Genomic DNA, 23,900 nt, shown 5'->3' on the forward strand with positions numbered 1-23,900 from the left:
CATGTATGCGCTGGTGGATGGCAACAATTTTTACGTGAGCTGCGAGCGGGTGTTCCGCCCCAGCCTGAACGGCCGCCCGGTGGTCGTATTGAGCAACAACGATGGCTGCGCCATTGCCCGCAGCAATGAGGCCAAGGCGCTGGGCATCAAGATGGGGGCGCCGTGGTTCCAGATACGGCACATGGAAGAGACCCACGGCCTGGTGGCGCTGAGTGCGAACTTCACGCTGTACGGCGACATGAGCGACCGCATGATGAGCCTGGCGGCGGGCCTGGGTCCCACGCAGGAGATTTACAGCATCGATGAGTCGTTCATCGGCCTGCAAGGAGTGCGGGGCGACCTGACCAAACGCAGCCAGGCCATACGCGACCGCATCAACCAGTGGGTGGGCATCCCCTGCGGCATCGGTATCGGCCAGACCAAGACGCTGGCTAAGCTGGCCAACTACATCGCCAAAACGGCCGAGCGCAAACCGGGCAGCTACCCGGCCGAGCTGGCCCAGGTGTGCAACCTGACCGCCCTGCCCGCCCAGGACCTGGACGACGTGCTGGCCGCCACGATGGTGGAAGAAGTCTGGGGCGTGGGCCGCAAGATCGCGGCGCAGCTGCACGAGGGTGGCGTGCATACCGTGCTGGACCTGGCCCGGCTGCACCCGGCCACCGTGCGCAGGCGCTGGAGCGTGGTGCTTGAGCGCACGGTGCGCGAGTTGCAGGGCATGCAGTGCATTGACCTGGATGATGCGCCCGCGCCCAAGAAAGAGATTGCTTGCACCCGGTCATTCGGGCACGCCGTGACCGAGCTGCCGCCGCTTGTGGAGGCCGTGAGCGAGTTCGCCAGCCGCGCGGCCGAGAAGTTGCGCAAGCAAGGCAGCCTGGCCAGCCAGCTGCTGGTGTTCTGCCACACCTCCCCGTTCCGGCCCGGACCACGGTTCAACCGCAGCATCGTGGTACCGCTGCGCCGCCCAACGGCAGACACCGGCAAGCTCGTGTGGGCGGCATCCGCAGGCATGCGGCGCATCTACGAGCCAGGCTACAAGATGGCCAAGGCCGGGGTGATGCTCCTGGACCTGGTGCCGGGCAGCGTTTTGCAGGGCGAGCTGGATCTGGAGGATGAAGACCACCGGGACCGCACGAAGCTGATGGTGGCGCTGGACACGCTCAACCAGCGGTACGGCAAGGGCACTGTGCATTCAGGCGCCACTGGCGGCACCAACAAGGGCAAGGACTGGGGGATGAAGCAGGAGAGGCGCACGCCGCAGTACACAACGCGGTGGGAGGATGTGCCGGTGGCGCGGGCCTGACACAGGGATCAGGACCACGAGGAAAAAGCTCGTATAGCTCGTATAGCTTGCCTAGCTTGCCTAGCTTGCCTAGCTTGCCTAGCTTGCCTAGCTTGCCTAGCTTGCCTAGCTTGCCTAGCTTGCCTAGCTTGCCTAGCTGGGATAGCTGGGATAGCTGGGATAGCTGGGATAGCTGGGACAGCTGGGACAGCTGGGAAACCCTGCGAGGTCTGGGCATTCGGTTCACAAGTGAGCAACGAACGGTGCTCCAATCGGGCTCCTTTTATTCCACTTGCTCATCCCTTCTGTGAATCGTTTGTTCTCTTGTACAGTCCGCGTGCGCCTGGCAGCAGTGCTGGCACTGACTCTTGCCGGCGTTGCTCTCCCCAATCTTTCCTGGGCACGGTTTCCGCAGTTCGACAGTGCGGCGCTGCTCACGCCCGAGCCCACCTCTTTTGCGCAATGCCCGCAGTTCTTTGCGAGCGGCACACCGCCGGCCATCACGCCCCGGCCGCAGTTGCGGGAGCTTTGCTATGAGGCTTTTGCGGTGTTGCATTCAGGCACCACCAAGACACCGGTGTTTGTAGCCCAACGGCTGAATCGGCAAATACTGGAGGGGGCCAACGAGAAACGGGCTAAACGGTTCTTCGCGGATGCGCGGCTCCCGAGCAGCGAGCGGGCGGAGCTGGAGGACTACAAGAACTCAGGTTACTCCCGAGGGCACATGGCACCTGCGGGAGATATGGCCACGCCCACGGCAATGGCACAGAGCTTCAGTCTGGCGAACATGGTCCCGCAGAATGCCCAGCACAACGGCGGCGCATGGAACAAGATCGAGCAGGACACGCGGCATTACGTGAAGCGGGCCAAGGGGGATGTGTTCGTGATCACCGGGCCGATGTTCACGGATGAGGGGCCACGCATTGGCGCCAATGGGGTAAAGGTGCCGACCTATTTGTACAAGCTGGTGTACGACGCAACCGCCCACAGGGCCTGGGCGCATTGGCAGGAGAACCGGGAGGGGGAAACGGTGGATCGGCCGATCAGCTACCAGGAGCTGGTGAAGAGGACGGGGGTGGAATTTCTCCCAGGAGTCTCCCCTCAGCCTTGATAGCCTTCGTCACTTATCCGATCCTGACGGCACAGGGGAGCGACACATCAGTGCGCGGACGGCGTCGTACATCTCGATCAAGGGTCGCGTGCTGGACACCGACCAGCTCATCATGGGGTGACCGACTGTTTTAGGCTGGTTTCAGTCACTCGCCCCCGCGGCGCGAGCGTCGGCTGTGGGCCTGTCACCGGGCACTCCCGGGTCGTCCCGAGGCAGCGGCAGATGAACTAGATTCGGGTGTTGGATCGGCGATGCGCGCGTACGTACCTGCCAGCTGGCTCGCGCGGGCGCTCGATCTGCAGAACAGACCGAACTCAGGGGACTTCTTGCGCGACTCGACCGGGGGGGAACTACTCGTCAAGGCGCCCCCGGATGAGAGCAACGTCGTGCTGTTGCGCGAAGAGACCCTCGAACGCCTGCACCGGGTAGCCGGGCTTACCTGCGTACCCGATGCCTGGCCCTGCCGGAACAACGCCGCCGGGACATGGCGCCGGGCGGAAGGCGTGGCTTGGCGCGAGCGATTCACAGCCCTAACATGGAGGCGAGACTCCACTGCGAAGCTACGAGCCGCGGCTGGCGTCGCGGCCCCGACAGACTTCACCGCAGCGAGAACAACGAGCTAGGCTGGATCGGGCGGCCATCAGCTACAACATGAACAGCAAACCACAGCATTAGGGAGAAGAAGCATGAGCCTTGCGGGCACACGCTCCAGTCGCGGCGACATCTACCAAGTTTGCGTCGCCATGGACTGGGCGATTCGAATGATCAAGGACCCGGACCTTGTCTGGATGGAACTCGACTCGACCCGAGTCATCTCGGGAGGCATACCGGCGCCAGTCGACGACGTCATTCTTGGTCAGGCCTCTGGCCACGAGATCTGCTGCCAATGCAAAAAGAACGAGCCTGGATTCACCGCTTGGAAGGTGACCGAGCTCGAAGAAGATCTCAAGAAAGCAGCTGAACACTTGATGGCTGAACCGAATGTGGAAGTACGCTTCTACTCGCGAGCAGACTTCGGCGATCTCGGACGATTGGTTGAGCGGGCACATCAGACGCCAGACTTGGCTGCATTTCAGAGCGGCTTCCCGAAGGCGCTTTCAGCCGAGCTGGCCAAACTGAACGCTGCATGGACGGATGCTCTTGCAAAGGGCACACACGACGTTCACGCGCTGCTGCGGAGGATCAGGTTTGACCCGACCCGCGGGCTTGGTGAACTCCAAACTCATCTGAAGCTGGACCTTGCTCAGCAGGTCACCCGTGTGGACGATGCCTACAACGCGCTTTGGGCCGTGCTCGATGGGCTGGGCGCCCGCACGGCCGATCCATCCCTGGTCGCCGAGACCCATCGCATTTCGCGAAGCGAGTTGCTCCAGATTCTTCAGGACAAGGGGTGTGCCATTGCCCCCCCACGCGTCCAGGCGGATGTAGAGGGCAAGCTAAGAGGAATGTCGGCCATCGGGCGCCAGTGGCGGCGCGAGATCGCCGGTAAGCGGATCGAGCGCACTGCGGTGGCGGACCTGAGGAAGGCAATCGCCGCCGGTGGGAGCGTCCTGCTGACCGACGGTCCGGGAGCGGGCAAGACCTGCGTGCTGCTGCAACTCGCGGAGGAACTGGAAGCGCGCACCGACGTCGCCACGCTCTTCCTGCAGGCGCGCGACTACGCCGACGCCAACGACCAGGAGGGCCGCGTGGCTCTGGGCCTGGATCCCGACATTCCTGCGCTGGTGTCGGCAATGTCCCAATGGAAACGCGCCGTCGTCATCATCGACTCACTGGACGTACTCTCGCTGAATCGCGAGACGCAGTGCCTGACCTATTTCCTGAACCTCATTGATCGCTTGAGGATGATTCCTGATGCCTGTGTCGTTGTGGCCTGCCGCAGCTTCGACCTGCAATACAACTGGAAACTGGCAGATCGGCGCTGGGACCAAACGGTCGAGATCGGCCTGCTGGATTGGAGCGATGTTGTCGAGCCGCTGCTGAGCGGGCTCGGCGTCGACACTGCCGCCCTTGATGCGTCAACGCGGGAACTGCTCGGCAACCCCCGCAACTTGGCGCTCTTTGCGGATGTCGCCACCAGGTCCAAGCGGAAGAGCCTATCCAGCGCACAGGAACTGACCGACCTCTATCTGGACATCGTGATTGCCGGGGATTCGAACCTGGGCACACCGGCGATGATTGCGATCGAGACGATGGCCAACGAGATGCTGACCCAGCGCCGTCATCAACTGCGGCGTAGCAGGGTACAGGCCAGCGATGACCTGTTGGCCCGCTTGTGCAGTGCCAACGTGCTTTTCGAAAGCGGGCGCGGCGACGTCGGCTTCGGACACCAGACACTGCTCGATGCGCTTGCGGTTCGCGATGGCATCCGCCGTGGTCTGGGCTTGCTTGAGTTCATCCAGTCGTTGCAGCCCGTGCCCTTCATCAGGCCAGCGATCCGCGCGTTCTTCACGCACCTCCGCTTGACCGACCGTGCAAACTTCGGCGCGCAGGTTCGAGCAGTCTTCGACAGCGACGTGGCGTTCCACATCAAGCGGCTGATCGGCGAGTCGTATGCCGCTTGTGAACCTGATGATCGCGACTGGAACCTTGTACGGCACCTGTTCCGCAAACATCCGGAGCACTTCGCGTCGGTGTACGACCACGGGCACAAATTGGCCTGGCACCACTTCTGGATGCGCAACCTGGTGCCCATGCTGGATGCCGATGGCGATACGAGGTGGCTTGGAATCCACTTCCGGAAACTGCAGGCATGGGTCAATGACGATCCCGCGGGCGTCTTTGCATTCTGGACGCGGCTTGCCGCATCCAGTGTGGCGAAGGAAAGGAACCTTCGAGGCCAGTTCAGCTACATGGTCCGCGGCTTCAAGCATCTCGAGAAGGTCGATGCTCAGGCACTCCTGGAGAGCCTGCTCAGTCTGCCGTCTGGGGAGCACGACTCTTTGGGCGACTTTCTACTGCAGTGGACGCATCACGATGCTCGGGGTGACGCCCTCGTCTGGAAGTACATCGCCGGGGACGTACCGACGAACCCGAGCAGGGACAGCGAGATCGAGGAGAAGCTGAAATGCGGTGAATCGAATTTCAGGCACGACAAGGACCTGCTCCAGCGCTTCGCCGACTCCGATGCTCTGCTGAGCCTGGCCGTGTCGACCCTCGAGTCCTGGAGCAGGAATCTCGCGCTCGGCCCCCGCTCTGCCCCTGGCGAAGTGGCAGAAGGGCCAAACAATGAACTGCGCGAAGAGACGAGCTATTCGGTCACACACTCCAATCATGCGCTGCGGCATGTGTCGCCCCTGCAAAGGTTGGTGCGGTCGATCGAGGCCGCCATCCTCAAGCGCGCGAAGGCTCATGATGACTGGTGGAGCACCAACGCACTCAGGATCTGCCTGGCCGACTGTGGCGCCTTGCGCTACATCGGCGTTCTGGCAATGACCGACTGTCCAGAGCGCAACGCCGACGCGGCCAAGCAGTTCTTTGCCGATGATCGACGCCCGCGGCTGACGGATCGCTACGAGCTGGGTCGATTGATCTCGGCGGTGGCCCCCTTTCTCGACGAGGCGATCGAACTTGCCGAACGGCACATACTCCAAAGGCTCAGCGAGTACGAGAGCCGGTCCAAGCACTGGGTGGAGGTCGAGCGATATGAGTTGTTTACTCGAATTCCAGCGTTTCTGCGCTCGCCAATCGCGACGTCGGTCATTGCCCGCATGGCGGCCGAACTTCCACCACCTGACGGCAGGCCGGACATCTACTCCTCAAGCGGTATGGTGGGCGCTCCGTTTCACGCAGACCAGCTGATGGGACTCAGCGACGATGCGCTGGTTGCCTTGCTGGACAGCAGCATGACCCTCGGGAACGGCCCCCGTCCATTCCACGAACTTGTTGGCGGCTTCGAGTCGGTCAATCGACTGCTGCACTCGGTTTCAAGTGCGGCGCCCCGTCGCTTTCTCGAGCTCCTTGCGCTGCGTTGGCATGACCTGCCCGATCCGTCGAAGCGGGCGGTATTCGATGGCGCAGCGCACTACCTGCGATATCGGTACGGCAACTTCCAGAACTCGGAGTGGAGGGCCAAGGAAGATGTCGACCGCTCGGAAATCCTGGAGTTGCTGCTGGTGGAACTGGAGCGGCACCCGGCCTTCTGGACCGGAAGGCGGGAGGGGGCAACGGCGCTATCTGGCTGCGCATCGGTGGCGTCGAGCGACGACCACGCGGCACGTGTGGCTTTCCTCGCACCTGCGCACATCAGGGCGGAAGACCCGCCTTGCGGCGAGCGGCAGGACGATGATTTGATTTCGACGGCCATCAATAGCTCGCGCGGCGAACTGGCGGAAGGGCTCCTCTCGCTGGCGAGTCGCCTGGTTGAGGAGGGGCGGGAATTGCCCGCCCTTTTGGCACCAGCGCTCCGGCGCCTAGCGCAAGACTGCCATCCCGCCGTGCGCGCGGTAGTCGTTCGGCAACTGGCCTATCTGCAGACGAAGAGCGAGCTGGGATGGGAACTGTTCGATGCGGCGTTTTCTGCGAACGATCAGCGGGTTTGGAAGTACGCAGCTCACACGCTGTACTACGCGACGGGCAAGCTCTTCGCGCGCGCGAAGCCGTACATCGACAGGATGGAGAACTCCGACCTGCCAGCTGTACTGAAGGTCTGGGCGCGTTTGTCTGCGCTCGCTGTCCTTGAGGGGCAGCTCGCTCCGCAGGTCCTGCGTGAGAAGCTAGCGCAGCGTGCTGAGGCATCCGCATGGGATGGCGCCATCTCGGTGTGGGTCGCTAACGCAGGCAACGCCACCCATGCGTCTGAATGTTTCTCAGGGATGATTGCCGCCGCCTCCCATGCCGTGGCACACGCGCCGCTGCTTCAGCGTATGAGCGCATTGTTCCGGGAACAATCTCCCGTACTGCGTATTCCGCTGGGTTTGTTCCGCTCTGTGTACCTTAACGGTGGCGTGGGTCCGGAGCCCGGCGGCAATCTTGCTCCTGGGATTGACGAGTGGCTTAGCCGCTTCGCCGAGATTGACCCGGACCAAGCGCTCGAGATCGCGGAGGTCATTGCCGGCATCTGCAAGGCCCAAGACAGGACGCCGTTCTACGACCAAAAGCCGCTTGGGGCCCTGCTCACGTCTCTGTTCAGGGAGGCGGAAGAGCGCGAGGCTTCGGACAGTGGGGAGATGCTTCGACGAGTCGTCGCTCTGCAGGACTTGTTCCTGTCCTTGCCGACCTCGATGCTTGGCGAGTGGCTTCAGGCGGCCGAGCGGCCGGGCGCCTGACGCCAGCACGGTGGCGCTGAAACCGATTCGTTTGCGGCTGAGGCTCCCATCGGAAAGCTCGCTACTCGGCTCGCGGCGATGGGCCGACTGATGATGAGTGTCCGTTTGAGCCGGAAGCAGTCCCTTTCAAACTTGGCGCGAAGGTCTGCAATCGCTGCAAAACTGTCGTCCAGCGCGAATAGGCTAAAGCCGAATGGGCAGCAGCAATGCTTTGCCGCCACGGCACCCTCTACTGGTCGGCCATTCCATTGTGGGGATCACCCCAGGTCTTTACCCGCCCCCTAGAACAGCACCTTCTGCGCGCTCGTCAACGCCACAAAGCTGTCGCCCAATGGCTGGAGAATCGCGTCGGCAATGGGCTGGAGTTGCTTGACGAGGTAGTGCTCATAGTCAATGCGCGAATGCCGGGCCTCCAGGGGTTCGGGGCCGCTCTGCGTCATCACGTACTCGATCCAGCCTCCACGCTGGTACTGCTGGGGACGGTTCAACTTCGCGTTGTGTGCATCAGCGATGCGCGCCGCGCGCACCTGAGGCGGCACGTTGACCTCGTAGGCATCGAGCCGGTGGCGCAGGCGTTTGCGGTAAACGAGCAGCGCATCCATCTGGCCCTCCAGCATCGACCGCGCATAGTCGGCCACAAAGGCCCGATAGGGCTCTCCGTGGAAAATGCGAGTCAGCAAGCCCTCCTGGAACTGACGTGCCAGTGGGGTCCAGTCGCTGCGGGCCATCTCCAGTCCGCGATAGACCATCTCCTCCCGCGCCTTTTCATCGACGCTCAGGCCGGCGTAGCGCTTCTTGCTGCCGACATCCGAGCCTCGGATGGTGGGCATGAAGAACTTGGCGTAGTGGGTGTCGAACTCGATTTCGAGGAAGTTCTCCAGCTGCTGCTCTTCACGCAGCTTGCAGGTCCACCAGGCGTTGATCTCCTGCACCAGGCCGACCGCAATGGCGTGCGCCTCGGCATTGGAATAGGTGCGCTTGAGCCAGATAAAGATGGAGTCGGTGTCTCCGTAGATGACTTCGTATCCACACTGCTCCACGAATGCCCGGGTGAGCTTCATCACCTCGTGGCCGCGTAGGGTCACGGCGGACACCAGCTTCGGGTTGAAGAAGCGGCATTCCGACGCACCCAGCACACCGGCGAAGGAGTTCATGAGCAGCTTCAGGGCCTGCGACAGCGGCTGGTTGCGCGCCCGCTTGGCCTCGTCCCGGGCATTCGAGAGCGTGGTCACGATGTCCGGCAGGCAGTGCTTCTCGCGCGAGAACAGCGTGCCTTGTGGCCCTTGCACCAACCCGGTCTGGATGTTGGCGCTCTCTCCCTCTGCCAGGCCCACTGGGTCCACCATGAAGGTCCGGATGATGGAGGGGTACAGGCTTTTGTAGTCCAGGACCACGACGGAATCATAGAAGCCTGGCGTGGAGTCCATCACATAGCCGCCGGGAAAAGCCTTGGCCGCGATGTCACCCACGTTGGGCGCCACGTAGCCCAGGCGGTGCATGCGCGGCAGGTAGTGATGGCTGAATGCGGCGATGGAGCCGCCGAAGTGATCTATCTGTAAGCCTGTCGTCTGTGCTCGCTCCAGCACGAACGGCAGCAGCTCCAGTTTGTCGAAGATGCGCAGGACGAGCGCGCAGTCGCGGATGTTGTAGCTGGCCAGCGCGGGCTTGTCTTCCTGGTAGCGCCGCTCGATCTCAGCCATCTTGTCGTAGGCGTCTCCGATCTCCTTGCCCTCGCCGAGCAGTGTCTGCGAGACCGCTTCGAGGCTGAACGACGGGAAGCTCCACATGCCTGCCCGCAATGCTTCGATACCATCGACAACCACGCGTCCGGGCATGGGCGCGAACAGGTAGCCCTGCCGACCCGGGTGGATCCGCCATGCAATGGGACGGCGTTCGCGTCCGAGCAGCAGCTGCGCGGAGCACGCGTCGGCCGCCTTCTGCAGCACCCGCAGATCGAACTGGATCACGTTCCAACCGACGATGACGTCCGGGTCATGGTCCGCAAACCAGACATTGAGCTGCTCGATCATCTCCCGGCGATTCGGGCAATAAACAAGCCTGAAGTCCACCGGGAACGCAGCTGGTTCCGACACCAAAGTTGGTTCTGGCGCCACCCCCAGCATGAAGACCACCCGGTCGCCCGCACTGTCCAAAGCGATGGAGTACAGCTCCTCGGTCGCGCTCGTTTCGATGTCCAGCGACACCACCTTCAGCACCGGGCGCCAGCCGTACGCCGGCTTCAACCTGCCGTCGATGATGGTCGAGCCTTCGCGCCGGCCTCCCTCTACCAGAACACCGGCCGTGATGAACCGCTCCATAAGGTAGCGGTCGTGCGGGCGGATATCCGCTTCGTACAGAGGTATCCCCAGAGGCTGTAGAGCGCGCGCCAGCTTGCCGAGATCGCGGAACCTGCGGGCATAGACACCAAGAACGGACTCCTGCTCGAAGGTTTTCAGATCGAGCTCCCTGACCTCCAGACCCTTCTGGCTCGCCAGTGGGGCCTGTGCTGCAGCCCGATGGCGGGCCGGCAGGAAGGCAACCGAGGTCTGCTGTGTCAGAAACACCTTCTTCGGCCCCTCGTCGGTGGACAGCCAGTATTCGATCTCGGTGCCGTCTGGGAGATCGCGCCAATGGCGTGTGAGGATGAAGCCCCGGAGTTCGGTGGGTGCGAGGGCGGAGGACATTAGGTGGTGCAGAGAATGCTAGCGCGTCAATTCTGACGCCTTGGGCGAGATGGGGGAGCCGCGTGGTGCTCTTGCGCATAATACTGATGTTTTGTACAGTATCGAAAAAATCGACAACGAGAAGGCCATGCACAAACCATCCCGCTACGTATTCCGTCCCGCCCGACCGGCGCCTGCATTGCTGCGCCGCATTTGGGCGTGGTTCTGACCAAGTGCGGCGGCGTCACCGAGCCATGCTCACTTTTGGGAAGTCACGGTGCGCACTGTGTGTCCCGACCGCTTGAGGCTGATTACAGACGCTCAGGACAAATAACTCCGACAGCGTCTACGCGCGCGAAGCGGGATGCTCGCTTATGAATCACGCAGGTAGACGTGTGGCACGTCAGACTTTGCCAGAGGCCCTTAGCATTCAAATCGAATGAACTGTCGCGTAGAACAGCTCCAACAGTCCTCGATGGGGGAGGTCGTACGCCGTTAGCAAGCTCAGGTCACTTGAGCGCGAAGAACGAATGCTGCAACGCTAAATTCTCGAGGCACCCGGCCAGGATGGCAGGCGAGGTCACGCTCTTGCCAGGGAAACGCAAGACCAAGGTCCCCAGCGCGAAAACGTACGCTGCGAGCATGAGGTAGTAGTAGCTTTCATACCGTTCCAAGTTGGCTTTGCTGGTTCGGAAGGGACTGATCACAGCTCCATGCGCGCGCTCATTGCGGACCGTGAAGAGGAGTAGAGAGAGGATGACCTGCATCCGTGTCAGGACCGGTATTGCGTTGGTGGTCAAGTTGAGAACTGCTGCGGACGCCTTCTTTTTGCGGGTGCCGAGCTCACCTGAGAGGTACAGGCGCAAAAAAGATCCGGCCCTAGGAATGTTGACGCCGAAGTCTTGCAGCGTATTTCCGCTGGAGTCGGTCGAATACTTCTTGCAAAAGGCGTTGTAGAGCACCTGCCCCATCGCGGTCTCAGCCCGATCTCTAAGCTGGTTAGGCTTCTCACCCTGGCCAAGATAAGCCTGCAGAAGACGCTTTGCTAGGAAATCCACGGTGACACGCGGGATGGCTTGGCCCATCTGCTTGGCGATTTCGTTCCATGAAGTCGAGTCCTGTGCGAGCAAGGCAGCAGGCAGGCTCTCCATCACGCCACGCAGACCCTTCCCCTGCGCCAGGTGCCTCTGGGCGAGATCCATCACCTTGACGCAATGATCGAACAGGTAATCGGGCCGGTTCGGCATAGCGTCCAAACCGTCGATCAAGTGACCAACGCACCGCTGGTAGGGCGGGCTCGAGTTGGCGGCGAGGGCAATCGTCTTGAACGGAGCCAGGCCGTTCTCGGAAGCGATCTTGTCCTTGAACTCGGCTTCTGCCCGAAACTCTGTGGCGACTGGCCAAACGTTATGCGCTACAACACGACGCCCTCTGAAGTCCATACTCTCTCCATACTTGTTTGATTGAGCATACCGTACGGCTTGGTTGGAATTGACGTGTCGAAGGCTGTCCCTCGTGCGGATGCCCAGCATGGCTGGCATCTAGCCTACTGCTCTCATATAGTTCTCAATATGAATGGAAACCGGACCGATATTGCGCTGATCGCGCGCGGCATGCCAAGCGACCAGGCCGCTCACTTACGCGCCCGCGGTTGGACTGCTGCCAAGCTTCAAACCGCGACTAATAAGGAACTGAGCGCGCTGGGAGTTTCCGACGCGGTCATGAAAAATCTGCGCGCCGGGGCCAGGCCCGCGATCCCATCCGACGTCCTGAATCAGGTGCTGTATGCAAACCGGTGGGCCTGCTGTGTCTGCCGCACTCCAGATCGGCCAGTTATCGTGCATCACATCGAGCCTTGGGCGAAGACTCATGACCACACGGCGGGGAACCTAGCCGTGTTGTGCGCCGAGCACCACGGTGAAGCCCACTCGACGCACGATCTGCAGATCTCATTGAACGCTGCTCGGCTGCGCGACGTCAAGCGGCGTTGGGAAGAACAGGCTGGGCGTGACGACGCACAAGCGATCCAGATGGGCACGCAGCTGCAGTCCGATCAGTGGAACTACTTCAATCACCTGCGCCTGGCCGAGCTTGCACGCGCGAACGGTGTCGATCTCGCCGGCTTGCCGGGGCGAGTACAGGCCGAGCGCGCCGGAGTGTGCAACGAGGACGGCGACATCACCGCGACAGCGCCAGACGGCGGCTACATCTACGACGGCTTGCATCGCATGGCACTCTATCGGTACGCCAAGGCGATGCTCTATGAGCTGCTCAGCTGCACGGCCGTAAGGAACATTTCCGACGATCTGGATCGTGGCCCCTTGAAGGCGGCCGTGCTCCCGGGCGACCTTATCTATGTTCAGGGACGCCACATCTTCGCAGACATTCTGCAAGCGCCAGCGAACATGCAGGCTGTCCGCGCACGGCGATCAGCCAACCGTGTAGAGATCACTTTCGATTTCGACCGCCGAGAGGCAACCTCGAATTCGGCGTGGACCGGCTGGCTGCGCGGCGTGCAGTACATCGGCAGCCTCGTGCAGGTCAAGACGTTAAAGCGCGCGGACGGGGGCAAGCTGCACATCATCGGTACTGTGATCGGCATGCGGAATGCCCTGGAGGGTCTGAAGACGCGCACCTATGAAGCGGGGCTCTATAAAGCCGGATTGATCAGTCCCTTCGGCGGCTGGGACGATGAAGAGTCCGATGACATAGGCGATTGGGGCTACACCGATGCCGAATAGATGCTGCGAAGAAGGAGCCCGCGGCTTTAAGTGCCCGGGCGTGGCATAAGCATGCTGGTAGCCGAGCAAACCACGATTTGCCGCGCGCCTCGCGTCAGCGCAACATACAGGTGTGCAGCGCTCATCGCCTGTGGCTCAAGCACAACCGCAACATCTGCCTCCAGTCCTTTGAGCAACAAGGTGCTGCCAACTGACCGTCGAGCAACCGGCCGGCTCATATGACGGTGACGCTCGCGCGCTTGAAGTGCTGCCGCGTGAAACGTGCAAGTGCCACGAGCGGCGACGTGCATGGCAGCCTGGCAGCAGCTCAGCACTTCGGGACGGTATACATGAGTGCCCGGCTGCCGAGCGAAGGCCTGCAGCAAACGAGAAGCCTCCGCGAAGCTGGGACCCTGAGCAAACGCCAGGGCTGCAGCCTCGATCGGTGACGGTGGACTGCGAGGCCTGCCATGCCGCAGAACGCGCACACGCTCCAGTAGCGCGGCCGCCCCCACGCCGGTCATCAGGCAAGCGGCAAACTCGACCACTTGCCCCAGCGGATTGGCACCTGCTAGGTCAAAGACTCGTGCGAACTGGATGAGCTCCACAAGGTCCACGCGCTCCACAACCGTCGCGCCAGGTGTCTGGCTGGTCAGCTGGTAGCGCCCACGGACATTCATCGCGTCTCCGATGATGAGCACGCTGTCCTGCGCGTTGCGCCCGCGCGTCCTTGCTGCTGCCCGGCGCTGCTCTTCGGCCGTCGCCGCGGCGAGTTGCACCCATTGCACTTCGGCTGGCGCCCCCTGCAGGTCTACAGGCTGTCCGGCTTGGAGCACTGCCCGCGCGTTCAGCAGCCATTGCCCCAACTCCTCGGTGCCAGCCAGCCGCCAGCGCCAAGGTGTCTGCAGCATGCCGACGGAAGGAAACTGCGCTTGGACATCGACTTGCCAGTTGACCAGGCGATTGGCACCGAACCCGAAGATCGCCTGCATGGGATCACCGAGCACGCACGTTGGCAGCGTCTGCGCAGCCCAGGCTACAAGTCGATGTTGTGCCGCATTACAGTCCTGGTATTCATCAACCAGCAGCCTTGCGTAGGTAGCCCGAAGCGGCGCGTTGATGTGTCCGGCTTGCAGCAGGTTTGCTGCGGCCTCTCGAATAGCCGGATAGTCCTGGCCTGGATTTGCGAGTTCCAGCGTCTGGGCAGGAAGGCCACAGCGCAGCGGAAACTTCCCGGCGAGTCGCATCGCGAAGCCATCGATCGTCGATATCCGGTAGGCCGAGCTGGGGATGGCCGCCCTGACCATGCGAGCCCGCAATGCCGCGACACCGGCATTGGTGTGGGTCAAGACCAGAATGGGCTTGCTGCCAGCGTGCGCCGCCAGCGTATCGGCGATGAGCTGCGTCTTGCCGCAGCCCGCCGGCGCAGTGACCGATCCGCGAGCGACCGCGGTCAGATCGAGTTCAGGCGGCATGGGTCCAACCCCACAGCCGGTTCAACACCTCAAGAAATCCGGCCTCCGAGTTTTCGCACTGCGGACCCACGATAGTGCGACCGACATGCTGATATGCAGACACGGACTTGAACCAGCCGTTCTTGCTGACCCGCGCCGCACGTCCCAGGAGCTCGCGTGTCGCCGGCGAATAGCTCCCCGGCGCTGCTCTCTCAGCCTCGATGGCTTCGAGGGTCCGCTGACCTTCGGACTTGGACCGAATGTGCTCGGCCACATCATCTCGACCAATGCGTTCGATGGCGTAGCCGAGCAGGGAGTCGATCGCTGCGTCCGCCATGCTGATGAACAGTTCATCCTCCAACGCGCGGCCTGCCCGCCAGGTGAGGAGACCAACACCCTCGGCGGCGAGGGTCGCAAGGAGCGCCGGTGTCGGCGGCTTGTCTGCATCGATGAATGCAGTCACGTTGTAGCCCAACCGGCGCAAGGCGAGCGCCTTGTCCAGACACTGGTCCGGTGTGCTACCGCCTGCGTTGACGTACGCGCCGCCGAGCGCGAAGAACGACGTCCGGTTGTGATCCTCCACGCCGTATTGGTCGAGGCCTCGCGCCAGTCCGATCTCGCTGGCCCCTTCGCAGACCAGGATCGACTTCGCAAGGAAAGCCTCTGGATCCGTGCGCAGAATGCTTTGTACGTGATCCGCTACGCCCGCAGGGCGCACGACATGGCCATCACCCTCGCGCCGGACGATGAACAGCTGGTTGCCGGATAGTTCGCGCAATGCAACTGGCGAGTGCGTCGTCATGAATGCCTGCAGGGGCAGGTTTGCGTCCTTGGCACCTAGGGAATCGAGCAGGCGCTTGAGCCGGTGGGGTTCCAGGCCGAACTCGACTTCGTCCACGAGGGCAATGGTCGCTGCTTGAGCGGCCTCGCGCTGCAGTCCCGCCATCAGCAGACGTGCCGATCCCGTTCCCAGCGAGCGCAGCGGGATGCCGGCTTCACTGTGCAGTGCGATCGCACCATCTCCAATGGAGACCGCGTGCGCGTCCAGCATCGCTTGGGCCCGGCCCACCGGCACGCCCAGCGTGGTGGCGGTACGCGTCACGACCTGGAGGGTCTCGGCCAGTTGGGCTCCCGCCTGGTTGCCGAACCCTGTCCTCGCGTCCCGTGCTGCACGAGCCAACTCGGCGCCAAGATCGGGGCGTTCGTCAGTCAGCCGGTTGAGCACGGAGCTACGGCTCCAAGATAGATGAGTGCTGGTGTAGTTGCCGATGCGCGCCGGCGCCAGCGCGGTGCGATGCTTCCAGGCGAGCCCACGTTCCAGGCCTTGCTCTTGCGCCCTCTCTGAGTACAGAAGCCACGACGGTTCCAGGTCAGAGCCGATCTCGAGGCGTAGAGTCAATGCGGTCTCGATGTCGGCCCTGGGTTCCGGCTCAATCTGCCCTGTCGTTGCGTCATGCCCCCGCAGAAACTCGCCATAGGCTTCCAGACTTAGCAGCTCGTCTGACAGGCCACCCACGGTCACCGTGATGACGATGGGCTCGGTGACGACAAGCCCATAGAAGTCCGTGTCGGCGATGCCAATGCTGCGCCGCGCGCCCAGACAGAGATCAATGGCGTCAAGGATGGTTGACTTGCCACTGTCGCCTGGACCGATTAGGCAGTTAATGCCGGGTGAAGGCGCCCAATCGAGCGTCTTGATTGAGCGGAAGTTGCGGATTTCCAGCCGTCGGATTCGCGCCATTTTCCTCCCAAGATCGCAATGCACTATGCCACCAAGCATCTGTTCTATCCCGACCTGGTTCGCCGCACCAGTCAGTGCCCGGTGAGTCAAAGCGGGTCGTCCACGGCAAATATGGTGCCGCCGAGTCGGGCGACAAAGCAACGACCCGATCACTCATCAGTTCCGAGATTTTGAGGGATCAGGAGGATCGTCCCTCGGTGCCAATAGATAACGCTGCGACAGTATCAAGCGCAGGCAAAGAGGCCAAGCGCACAGTCCAATGCCCACCCACTTCTTGCTGGACAGCCAGCAAGTCGTAGGTGCGCAGCATGTCCACCAAGCCTGAGTGGCCGTAGATCTTTGGAGAAAACGCTGGGTCCATCCGTTTGAGGTATTGTCCCAGGGGGACGAGGTGTACTTTGCCATCCGACGTGTCGCTGGCCAAAAGAGTTACAGCTTCCACAACAAAACGCGGCCTACGTTTCACGGCGGCCTTAGGCTGTTCTGCTTTAGATAGCTGGCTACCACTAGACGAAACCTCAATGGCTTCTGGAACAGTTTGATCCGCACCTTGTAGCGTCGGCGGTTCCGATCGTGTCCACTCGAAGAACTGATCGCTGGCATTACGCAGCGCGTCAGGAGTCTTCGGTTCGCCGACAATGCAAACGGTCGCGCCGCGCTCACGCAACTTTCGGCAAAGGTAAGCAAAATCTGAGTCGCTCGTGACCAGGCAGTACGTGTCGGCTCTCTGATCGAACATAGCTTCCATGGCATCGAGTGCTAGGGCGATGTCCGATGTGTTTTTCCCAGCTGCGTATTGGTATTGCAGGCACGGCGTGAAGGCAAGACGGACCAGAGCCTCCTGCCATTTGTTCGCCAGGGTTGTGTGGTTGCCATATCCGCGGCGTAGCACCACCCTACCAAACTGGGCGACCACACGAAGGGCATATTCGAGGATCTCTGGCGACGTGTTGTCGCAATCAACAAGCACCGCTACGCGGGCTTCAGGGCCAGTCTGTGGGGTGCTCATGAAAAATTGAACCGTTCACCAGAGTTCAAAGCAACTCTTTCCCTACGGGCCCACCGGTCATCCAGATGTCCTCCTTGTCGGCCGCCAATGCTGCAGGATCGGTAGCAGCGATAAGTTCCTCCAGCGTGTAGCGAGGGGCGTGGGGTTTGATGATTAGATGGCCATGGTCGATGGTGACCTCCACGCTCGCGCCTGCGACCAACTTCAGTTGGTCGAGAAACGCTGGCGGGATCGTCAACATGACTGAATCGCCAATCTTGCGCAAGTTGGTGATATGCAAGTGAAGCTCCATTAAGGGTTGCCCGTGGCCAATATACAGCGCACAGCATTAGTGTTCGAGCTAGAACTATTCAGTCGGAGTTCATCGTCGCGCCGACCACAACAGCCACGTCCCGCGGCCCGGATCACATTGCTGCGCAAACGTCATCTCGATCACCCTATGAGCGGCGGGCCTCCCGATACTGGACCGGCAACCTCTACACCCGCGAGCTTGAGAATATGGGTTTCGATGGTCACAGCGAACGGCCTCAAATCGTCGAGCGGCAAGATGGCATAGCCATCCGCCGTCCCTGAAGGTTGGTGCAACTGCATCTGATCAACGGCCCCGTGGGGGGCGACGCTGCGTCCACGCTGCTTATACGCTCTCCGCAGGCCATGGGGCGTAAGGTGGCTAATCTCAGCAGTCTTCAGAGCTTTTGCAAGGCTTGCTCTTGCATCCACGATATGCCCACGCTTTCCGGTGCTTGCGAAGATGTATTCGTTAACTTTTGGCAGAGCGCTCAGTAGTTTGGCCAAATATGGCGTCAGCGGGAGGGTCTTTGGCTTGCCAACCTTGTCTGCGAAAGTGACCTTTTGCCAGCGGAAATCCACATCTGCCCACTTGAGTGCGGCGACCGCCTCCTTGCGCACGCCCGACAACAGCAGTGCCTGGAGGTATCTAGCCGCTGTTCGGTTGGGCAGCTGTTCCACCGCAGACCACCATGGTGCCACCTGCGCGGCACCGAGCACATCCGTACGACGCGTAACTGGAGGGAGGTTTTCCAGTATTGCAGCTGACCGACCTGCATCACGATTCACAAGCCGGCGGAAGTCAGGGCGTGCTGAGCACCAACGAACGAAGCCCCGGAACATCATCAAAGCTCGGGCTGCCTGGTGACGCCCTCGTAGCGCCTCTTGCTCGTACCAAACCTGGAGCACATCTTCATCAATAGATGCTAGGGGGAGGCCCATGAGCGGGTGCAAAGGCCCCGGCTTGGTCAAGCCAGGGCCGCGCTTCTTCTTCACTCCACCGGGAGCCACCATTGCATGAAGATCGTCAAGGTACCGAGGCTTCCACCCTTCTTTGCGTTTGGGCTTGCCCTGCGTCAAGTAAAGCGGCCAGACATCGCCCACCAATATCGACCGAGCCACAGCCTGCGCCGTTTCGTTCTGGAGGGCTTTTGCTCGCAGGGCTGCGTCCTCGGCTTCACCAATCCTGGGATCGACCCCTTGCTCGGTGAGCCCACGAAGACGGTGCGCTTCCGCACGGGCATCAGCTATCGATATGGTGGGCCACTCACCAAGAGCGCGTGTGAATAGTCTGCCCTTGACCCTGGTCTCAAATTGCCAGTGCTTTCCCCCAGCAGCTGTTACTCTGAGGCGCAGCCCTTTCTTTTCCGCGTCCTTGACTAGAACAAACTTCTTGCCTTGTGGGCACGCCGCACGCTCAAGTAGGCCGTGGGTCAGGTCCTGGGGGGCGCTGAAGTCGATGAGCGCGTTTTTGCTGGGTCGTGCCATGGGGTCGTCGTCCGAAATAATTTACAGACATTTTACAGACTCGAACGGTGAATTTTGATGCATTCTGATCAACGCTGCGCCAAGCACACACTGCTTCCCACCCACGTAAGATATTGATTTATATGGATAACACAACATCAGCGAACACACATCAACACTTCGATCACATCATTCGTAATGAGAAGGTCGGGTGTTCGATTCATCTCTCCGGCACCAAAATGAAAGCCCCTGATTCGCAAGAGTCAGGGGCTTTTTGCATAAGATTGCTGCGCAAATCCTTGTTGCACTCCATCGTGACGCAAACGTTGTGACACAGGCCAGCAACGCCACCGACAAGACCAGGCAGGGCTCGCGACCATCCTGCGCCCAGCCAAGGTCAGGGCTTGGGATCCCTCTGCCCCTGTTGCGCGAATGCGAGGTCCGGCAGCGACAACGTGGCCTCGGCCACCTCCAGCAGGCGGCGATTCTGGTCCATCGAGGTTTTTTGCAACACCCTGAAGGCGACCTCCTCGTTCATGCCAAGCCGGGCCATCAGCACCCCCTTTGCGCGCTCTATGACCTTGCGCTCGTTGAGTGTGCGGCGCGCAGCATCCAGCTCTGCCTCCATGCTGGCCATGCGGGCCGTCTGGGTCTGCAGCAGCTCCACGAGGGATGCGGGCTCACCCACCTGGGCGCCACCCGGCGGTGCTGGCACCGCAGTAGGCGCCAGTGCCATGTCAAAAAAACGATCTACAGCATGCGTACGCTGCGGTGGGTTGTCGCGCAGTCCGCGCAGCAGGCCTTTGGAGTCCTGAAGATCTTGCTGCGCTTCGAGGATGCGCGCCTCGCAGTCCGCCCGCAAGCGTTTGACGAGATCGACTTGGAGGTGCCACAGCGCATTGATGCGCTCGGAACAAACGTCGAACCAGATGTCACTGAGATCGCCGTCCAGCGCAGCGTCTGGCCGGGCCACACACAGCGTTCGGCGCAAGCGCTCCAACTTGGCCACAGCGGGAGATAGCTGTTGTTGCTCCCATCGCACGCGCAGTTCTGGCTCGGCAAACTCGGCGAAGACACGCAGGCTACGCTCCTGCGCATCGATGAGGTGAATCACACGCTGCTGGTGCGCCTCGTTGCTGCGGCCGGAGGCATACAGCAAGGCCCCCAAGGCCCGCTCCTGGCCCGCCTCTTCCTCCGCTTGCACGAGGTGCAGCAACGCCACCAGCAGGCGAGACACGCTGGGCAAACCCGCCGCATCGGCCACATGGAAAACCAGCTCGATCAGCCCTGCAATGAGGTGGCTGTACGCGGCAACAGAATCGTTGGCCGTCATCGCCTGGCGCTCGATCTGGGTGCGCAGCGCTGGCAACGACTCCATCCCGAGCAGCGCCCATGCCATCAGCGACAGCGCCTTGGCAGTGGCGCCCTGTGCAGGCTCGATGTGCTGAGCAAACACTTCACGCAGCCGGGCCTCCAAGGGGCCCACCTCTTCGACGACCCGCAGGCGCATGTCGGCAAAACGCTGTGCCTTGGAGGCCAGGAAGGCCCCTGACGCGCCCCGCTCGCGCTGCAGGCCCTGGATCAGTTGCCCGATCACATCCACCAGTTCAGCCCGACTGGCCAGATGGCGCACAGCATCAATCTCCAGTTGCTTGGAACGCAGGACAAGGTTCGATACGGACAAGGGCGCCGCGAGGTCGGGCATGCAGGTTTCCTGGGTTGTGTAGAGCGCAGCCGGAGTGCCGCGACGTGGATGCGATTGTGTCAGGCTGCCGGCGCGCCGGCCACGCTGACACGACCACGTACGGCACGCACGCTGTAGGTGCGAACCGAATGCTCCGGCATTTCCAGGCATTCGCCGGTCTGCAGGTCAAAGTGGTTCTTGTACAGCGGTGAAGCCACCACCACGCGGCCACTCAGGCTGCCGATCAGCCCGCGCGACAGCACGCTGGCGCCCGACTTGGGATCCACGTTGTCAATGGCGAAGAACTGGTCGCTGCCAGTGCGAAAAACCGCCACGTGGAGATCGGCGACCAGGGCGCAGACGCCTGTGTTGGGGAGGATGTCATCCACCGCACAGATGTCGGTCCAATCGAGGGAATCGGTGCTGTTCAGGGGGAGTGCACTCATGGTCTATTCCTTTCAGGCCGCCTGGCGGATGGGGATCACTCTGGCCGACGCAGGGCCACGCTCATCGGCGCGCGCTGGGCGGATCTGGCCGCGCTCTTCGACGAAGAGCACGTTCTCATCGGCTTGGTCGCTGTTCACGAACGAGCGGAAGCGCTTGCGCGTCTCGGGGTCGGTCACGGCCGCCTTCCACTCGCACTGGTAGGTATTCACCACGTTTTGCATCTGCGATTCAAGCTCGGCGCACAGGCCCAGGCTGTCTTTTTGCAGCACGTCCTTGAGGTAGTCGAGGCCCCCTTCGAGGTTTTCGCGCCAGATGCTTGTGCGCTGCAACCGGTCTGCCGTGCGCACGTAGAACATCAGCACGCGGTCGATCATGCGCACCAGTTCCTCCTTCGTCAGGTCGGAGGCAAACAGCTCGGCGTGGCGTGGCTTCATGCCACCGTTGCCGCAGATGTAGAGGTTCCATCCCTTTTCGGTGGCAATGATGCCAATGTCCTTGCCCTGCGCCTCGGCGCATTCGCGCGTACAGCCCGACACACCGAACTTGATCTTGTGCGGGGCACGCAGGCCCTTGTAACGGTTCTCCAGTTCCACGGCCAAGCCCACGCTGTCCTGCACTCCGTAGCGGCACCACGTGGAGCCCACACAGCTCTTCACGGTGCGCAGCGACTTGCCGTAGGCGTGGCCGGATTCAAAACCAGCGGCGATCAGCTCTTCCCAAATCAACGGCAACTGCTCCACCCGCGCACCAAACATGTCCACGCGCGCACCGCCCGTGACCTTGGTGTACAGCCCATATTTCTTGGCCACCTGGCCCACGGCGATCAGGCCGTCGGGTGTGACTTCGCCACCGGGCATGCGCGGCACCACCGAGTAGGTGCCGTCCTTCTGGATGTTGCCCAGGAAGTAGTCGTTGCTGTCCTGCAGGCTGGCCAGCTCCTTCTTGAGCACAAACTCGTTCCAGCACGAGGCGAACACACTGGCCGCCACGGGCTTGCAGATATCGCAGCCCATGCCCTTGCCATGCTTTGCCAGCAGGTCCTCGAAGCTCTTGATCTGGCCCACACGCACCAGGTGGTAGATCTCCTGGCGCGAGTAAGCGAAGTGCTCGCAGATGTGGTTGTTCACGGCCATGCCACGGCGCGCCATTTCCGCCTTCATGACCTGGGTGACCAGGGGCACGCAGCCGCCGCAGGTGGCACCAGCCTTGGTGCAGGCCTTCATCTCGGCAATGGTGCACGCCCCATTGCCCACGGCCTCGCAGATGCCACCCTTGGTGACGTTGTTGCACGAGCATATCTGCGCCGTGTCAGGCAACGCCTCCACACCCAGTCCGGGCTTGGCCTTGCCGTCGCTGGACGGAAAGATCAGGAACTCGGGGTCATCGGGCAGCGTGATGCCGTTCAGGGCCATCTGCAGCAACGTGCCGTATTCGGAGGCATCGCCGATCAGCACGGCGCCCAGCAGCTGCTTGCCATCCTCGCTGATGACGATCTTTTTGTAGACCTGGCGACGCTCGTCCACGTACTGGCAGGTGCGGCTGTGCGGCGTTTTCCCATGCGCGTCGCCAATGCTGGCTACGTCCACGCCCATGAGCTTGAGCTTGGTGCTCATGTCCGCACCGACGAAAGCCGCGTCGGTCTCACCCGCGATGTGGCGGGCGGCCACACGCGCCATGTCGTAGCCGGGCGCGACCAAGCCGAAGGTCTGTTCGTTCCACGAGGCGCATTCGCCGATGGCGTAGACATCGTGGTCGCTGGTACGGCAGGCACTGTCAATGGCCACGCCGCCGCGCGGGCCAATGGCCAGCAGGCTCTGGCGCGCCAGTTCGTCACGTGGGCGGATGCCAGCGGAGAACACGATCATGTCGGTCTCCAGCCAGGTGCCGTCAGCAAACACCATGCGGTGGCGTGCGCGGGCGCCATCGGTGATCTCCTGCGTATTGCGGCCGGTGTGCACCTGCACGCCCAGTTCTTCGATCTTGGCGCGCAGCACGCGGCCACCGCCCTCATCCACCTGAACAGCCATGAGCCTGGGAGCGAACTCGACCACATGGGTTTCGAGGCCCATGTCGCGCAGCGCCTTCGCGCATTCCAGGCCCAGCAGCCCCCCGCCCACGACCACGCCGGTCTTCGATTTGGCACCCGAGGCCTGCATGGCCTCCAGGTCCTCTATGGTGCGGTAGACAAAGCAGTGATCGCGGTCGCGTCCGGACACCTGGGGCACGAAGGGATTGGAGCCGGTGGCCAACACCAGCTTGTCGTAGGTGAGCACTTCGCCATCCGCCGTGGTCACGGTGCGGATGCGACGGTCCACCGATGCAGCGCGCGCAGCCAAGCGCAACGTGAAGCCGGTGCGCTCGAAGAAGCCGGGTTCGACCAAAGAAAGTTCGTCGGCCGAGGTGCCACTGAAGAAGGCCGACAGGTGCACCCGGTCGTAGGCAGGGCGCGGCTCCTCGCACAGCACGGTGACCTCGACACCAGTCATGCCGGTTTCGGCCAGACTTTCGAGGAACTTGTGGCCGACCATGCCGTGGCCAATGAGAACGATTTTCATGCTTGCTCATCCTGCAAGAACCCGGGGAACCGTTTCGAGGGGTGCAGGATGTGCCATGCCAGCGGCACAGCACACCCTCCGCGGAACCACGGGCGTGGGTTGGAACTACCAAGCGGGCGACTGCAAAAAAAGCCGCAACTCGCTCGGGTGTTCCGCCATCATTAGCGGAGGGTATCGATCAGTCCGCAGGCAGCTTCACCAGCAGACACGGAAGG

General features: G+C 62.0%; 14 protein-coding genes. 4 read left to right on the top strand and 10 right to left on the bottom strand.

What is annotated here, in order from left to right:
* Nucleotide 1 precedes the first annotated feature (1 nt).
* The 3 genes from EXV95_RS06885 to EXV95_RS06895 all read left to right on the top strand — a co-directional run bounded on the left by EXV95_RS06885 (nucleotide 2) and on the right by EXV95_RS06895 (nucleotide 7,657).
* Nucleotides 2-1,300: a Y-family DNA polymerase gene (locus EXV95_RS06885; protein ID WP_176888980.1), complete on the top strand. Its 1,299-nt coding sequence runs from the start codon at nucleotides 2-4 to the stop codon at nucleotides 1,298-1,300.
* 286 nt (nucleotides 1,301-1,586) lie between these two features.
* Nucleotides 1,587-2,390: a DNA/RNA non-specific endonuclease gene (locus EXV95_RS06890; RefSeq protein WP_255484942.1), complete on the top strand. Its 804-nt coding sequence runs from the start codon at nucleotides 1,587-1,589 to the stop codon at nucleotides 2,388-2,390.
* A 686-nt stretch (nucleotides 2,391-3,076) separates the two neighbouring features.
* Nucleotides 3,077-7,657, top strand: a complete 4,581-nt coding sequence (locus EXV95_RS06895) for an NACHT domain-containing NTPase (RefSeq protein ID WP_176886306.1) — start codon at nucleotides 3,077-3,079, stop codon at nucleotides 7,655-7,657.
* A gap of 281 nt (nucleotides 7,658-7,938) precedes the next feature.
* Here EXV95_RS06895 and EXV95_RS06900 read toward each other — a convergent pair whose 3' ends face one another.
* Nucleotides 7,939-10,341, bottom strand: coding sequence for a DNA polymerase II (locus EXV95_RS06900; RefSeq protein ID WP_176886307.1), 2,403 nt, complete (start codon nucleotides 10,339-10,341; stop codon nucleotides 7,939-7,941).
* 488 nt (nucleotides 10,342-10,829) lie between these two features.
* Nucleotides 10,830-11,861 carry a hypothetical protein gene (locus EXV95_RS06905; protein ID WP_176886308.1) on the bottom strand — a complete coding sequence of 344 codons (1,032 nt, stop codon included), beginning with the start codon at nucleotides 11,859-11,861 and terminating at the stop codon, nucleotides 10,830-10,832.
* Between the two features lie 30 nt (nucleotides 11,862-11,891).
* Here EXV95_RS06905 and EXV95_RS06910 point away from each other — a divergent pair, with 30 nt between their 5' ends.
* The gene (locus EXV95_RS06910) at nucleotides 11,892-13,061 is read left to right on the top strand and encodes an HNH endonuclease signature motif containing protein (protein ID WP_176886309.1); all 1,170 of its coding nucleotides are present in this window, start codon (nucleotides 11,892-11,894) and stop codon (nucleotides 13,059-13,061) included.
* A gap of 26 nt (nucleotides 13,062-13,087) precedes the next feature.
* On the opposite strand, the gene EXV95_RS06915 is transcribed toward EXV95_RS06910, so the two are convergent.
* From EXV95_RS06915 to nirB, 8 genes are all read right to left on the bottom strand, one after another.
* Nucleotides 13,088-14,515 (bottom strand): UvrD-helicase domain-containing protein, encoded by a 1,428-nt coding sequence (locus EXV95_RS06915; RefSeq protein WP_176886310.1) that lies wholly within the window; start codon nucleotides 14,513-14,515, stop codon nucleotides 13,088-13,090.
* Nucleotides 14,505-16,235 (bottom strand): ATP-dependent endonuclease, encoded by a 1,731-nt coding sequence (locus EXV95_RS06920; RefSeq protein ID WP_176886311.1) that lies wholly within the window; start codon nucleotides 16,233-16,235, stop codon nucleotides 14,505-14,507. The genes EXV95_RS06915 and EXV95_RS06920 overlap by 11 nt, the downstream gene beginning before the upstream one ends.
* Nucleotides 16,236-16,413: 178 nt before the next feature.
* Nucleotides 16,414-17,244 carry an NYN domain-containing protein gene (locus EXV95_RS06925; RefSeq protein ID WP_176886312.1) on the bottom strand — a complete coding sequence of 277 codons (831 nt, stop codon included), beginning with the start codon at nucleotides 17,242-17,244 and terminating at the stop codon, nucleotides 16,414-16,416.
* A gap of 25 nt (nucleotides 17,245-17,269) precedes the next feature.
* Nucleotides 17,270-17,524 (bottom strand): AbrB/MazE/SpoVT family DNA-binding domain-containing protein, encoded by a 255-nt coding sequence (locus EXV95_RS06930; protein WP_176886313.1) that lies wholly within the window; start codon nucleotides 17,522-17,524, stop codon nucleotides 17,270-17,272.
* 152 nt (nucleotides 17,525-17,676) lie between these two features.
* A complete protein-coding gene (locus tag EXV95_RS06935) occupies nucleotides 17,677-19,020 on the bottom strand; it encodes an integrase family protein (RefSeq protein ID WP_176886314.1) in 1,344 nt (447 codons plus the stop codon).
* Between the two features lie 376 nt (nucleotides 19,021-19,396).
* Nucleotides 19,397-20,704: a nitrate- and nitrite sensing domain-containing protein gene (locus EXV95_RS06940; RefSeq protein WP_176886315.1), complete on the bottom strand. Its 1,308-nt coding sequence runs from the start codon at nucleotides 20,702-20,704 to the stop codon at nucleotides 19,397-19,399.
* 59 nt (nucleotides 20,705-20,763) lie between these two features.
* Complete coding sequence (nirD, locus tag EXV95_RS06945) at nucleotides 20,764-21,129, bottom strand: nitrite reductase small subunit NirD (protein ID WP_176886316.1); 366 nt, start codon at nucleotides 21,127-21,129, stop codon at nucleotides 20,764-20,766.
* 12 nt (nucleotides 21,130-21,141) lie between these two features.
* Entirely contained in the window at nucleotides 21,142-23,685 is a 2,544-nt protein-coding gene (nirB, locus tag EXV95_RS06950; protein ID WP_176886317.1) for a nitrite reductase large subunit NirB, read from the bottom strand.
* Nucleotides 23,686-23,900 lie beyond the last annotated feature (215 nt).

Source organism: Acidovorax sp. JMULE5, assembly GCF_013376875.1.
In the GTDB taxonomy this organism is placed as follows: Bacteria; Pseudomonadota; Gammaproteobacteria; order Burkholderiales; family Burkholderiaceae_C; genus Acidovorax; species Acidovorax facilis.

What these genes read in the sequence shown, in the direction of transcription:
- EXV95_RS06900 (WP_176886307.1), bottom strand. Translation starts at nt 10,341, where the DNA reads ATGTCCTCCGCCCTCGCACCCACCGAACTCCGGGGCTTCATCCTCACA.
- EXV95_RS06935 (WP_176886314.1), bottom strand. Translation starts at nt 19,020, where the DNA reads ATGGCACGACCCAGCAAAAACGCGCTCATCGACTTCAGCGCCCCCCAG.
- EXV95_RS06925 (WP_176886312.1), bottom strand. Translation starts at nt 17,244, where the DNA reads ATGAGCACCCCACAGACTGGCCCTGAAGCCCGCGTAGCGGTGCTTGTT.
- EXV95_RS06915 (WP_176886310.1), bottom strand. Translation starts at nt 14,515, where the DNA reads ATGCCGCCTGAACTCGATCTGACCGCGGTCGCTCGCGGATCGGTCACT.
- nirD (WP_176886316.1), bottom strand. Translation starts at nt 21,129, where the DNA reads ATGAGTGCACTCCCCCTGAACAGCACCGATTCCCTCGATTGGACCGAC.
- EXV95_RS06920 (WP_176886311.1), bottom strand. Translation starts at nt 16,235, where the DNA reads ATGGCGCGAATCCGACGGCTGGAAATCCGCAACTTCCGCTCAATCAAG.
- EXV95_RS06905 (WP_176886308.1), bottom strand. Translation starts at nt 11,861, where the DNA reads ATGCCAGCCATGCTGGGCATCCGCACGAGGGACAGCCTTCGACACGTC.
- EXV95_RS06885 (WP_176888980.1), top strand. Translation starts at nt 2, where the DNA reads ATGTATGCGCTGGTGGATGGCAACAATTTTTACGTGAGCTGCGAGCGG.
- EXV95_RS06940 (WP_176886315.1), bottom strand. Translation starts at nt 20,704, where the DNA reads ATGCCCGACCTCGCGGCGCCCTTGTCCGTATCGAACCTTGTCCTGCGT.
- nirB (WP_176886317.1), bottom strand. Translation starts at nt 23,685, where the DNA reads ATGAAAATCGTTCTCATTGGCCACGGCATGGTCGGCCACAAGTTCCTC.
- EXV95_RS06895 (WP_176886306.1), top strand. Translation starts at nt 3,077, where the DNA reads ATGAGCCTTGCGGGCACACGCTCCAGTCGCGGCGACATCTACCAAGTT.
- EXV95_RS06910 (WP_176886309.1), top strand. Translation starts at nt 11,892, where the DNA reads ATGAATGGAAACCGGACCGATATTGCGCTGATCGCGCGCGGCATGCCA.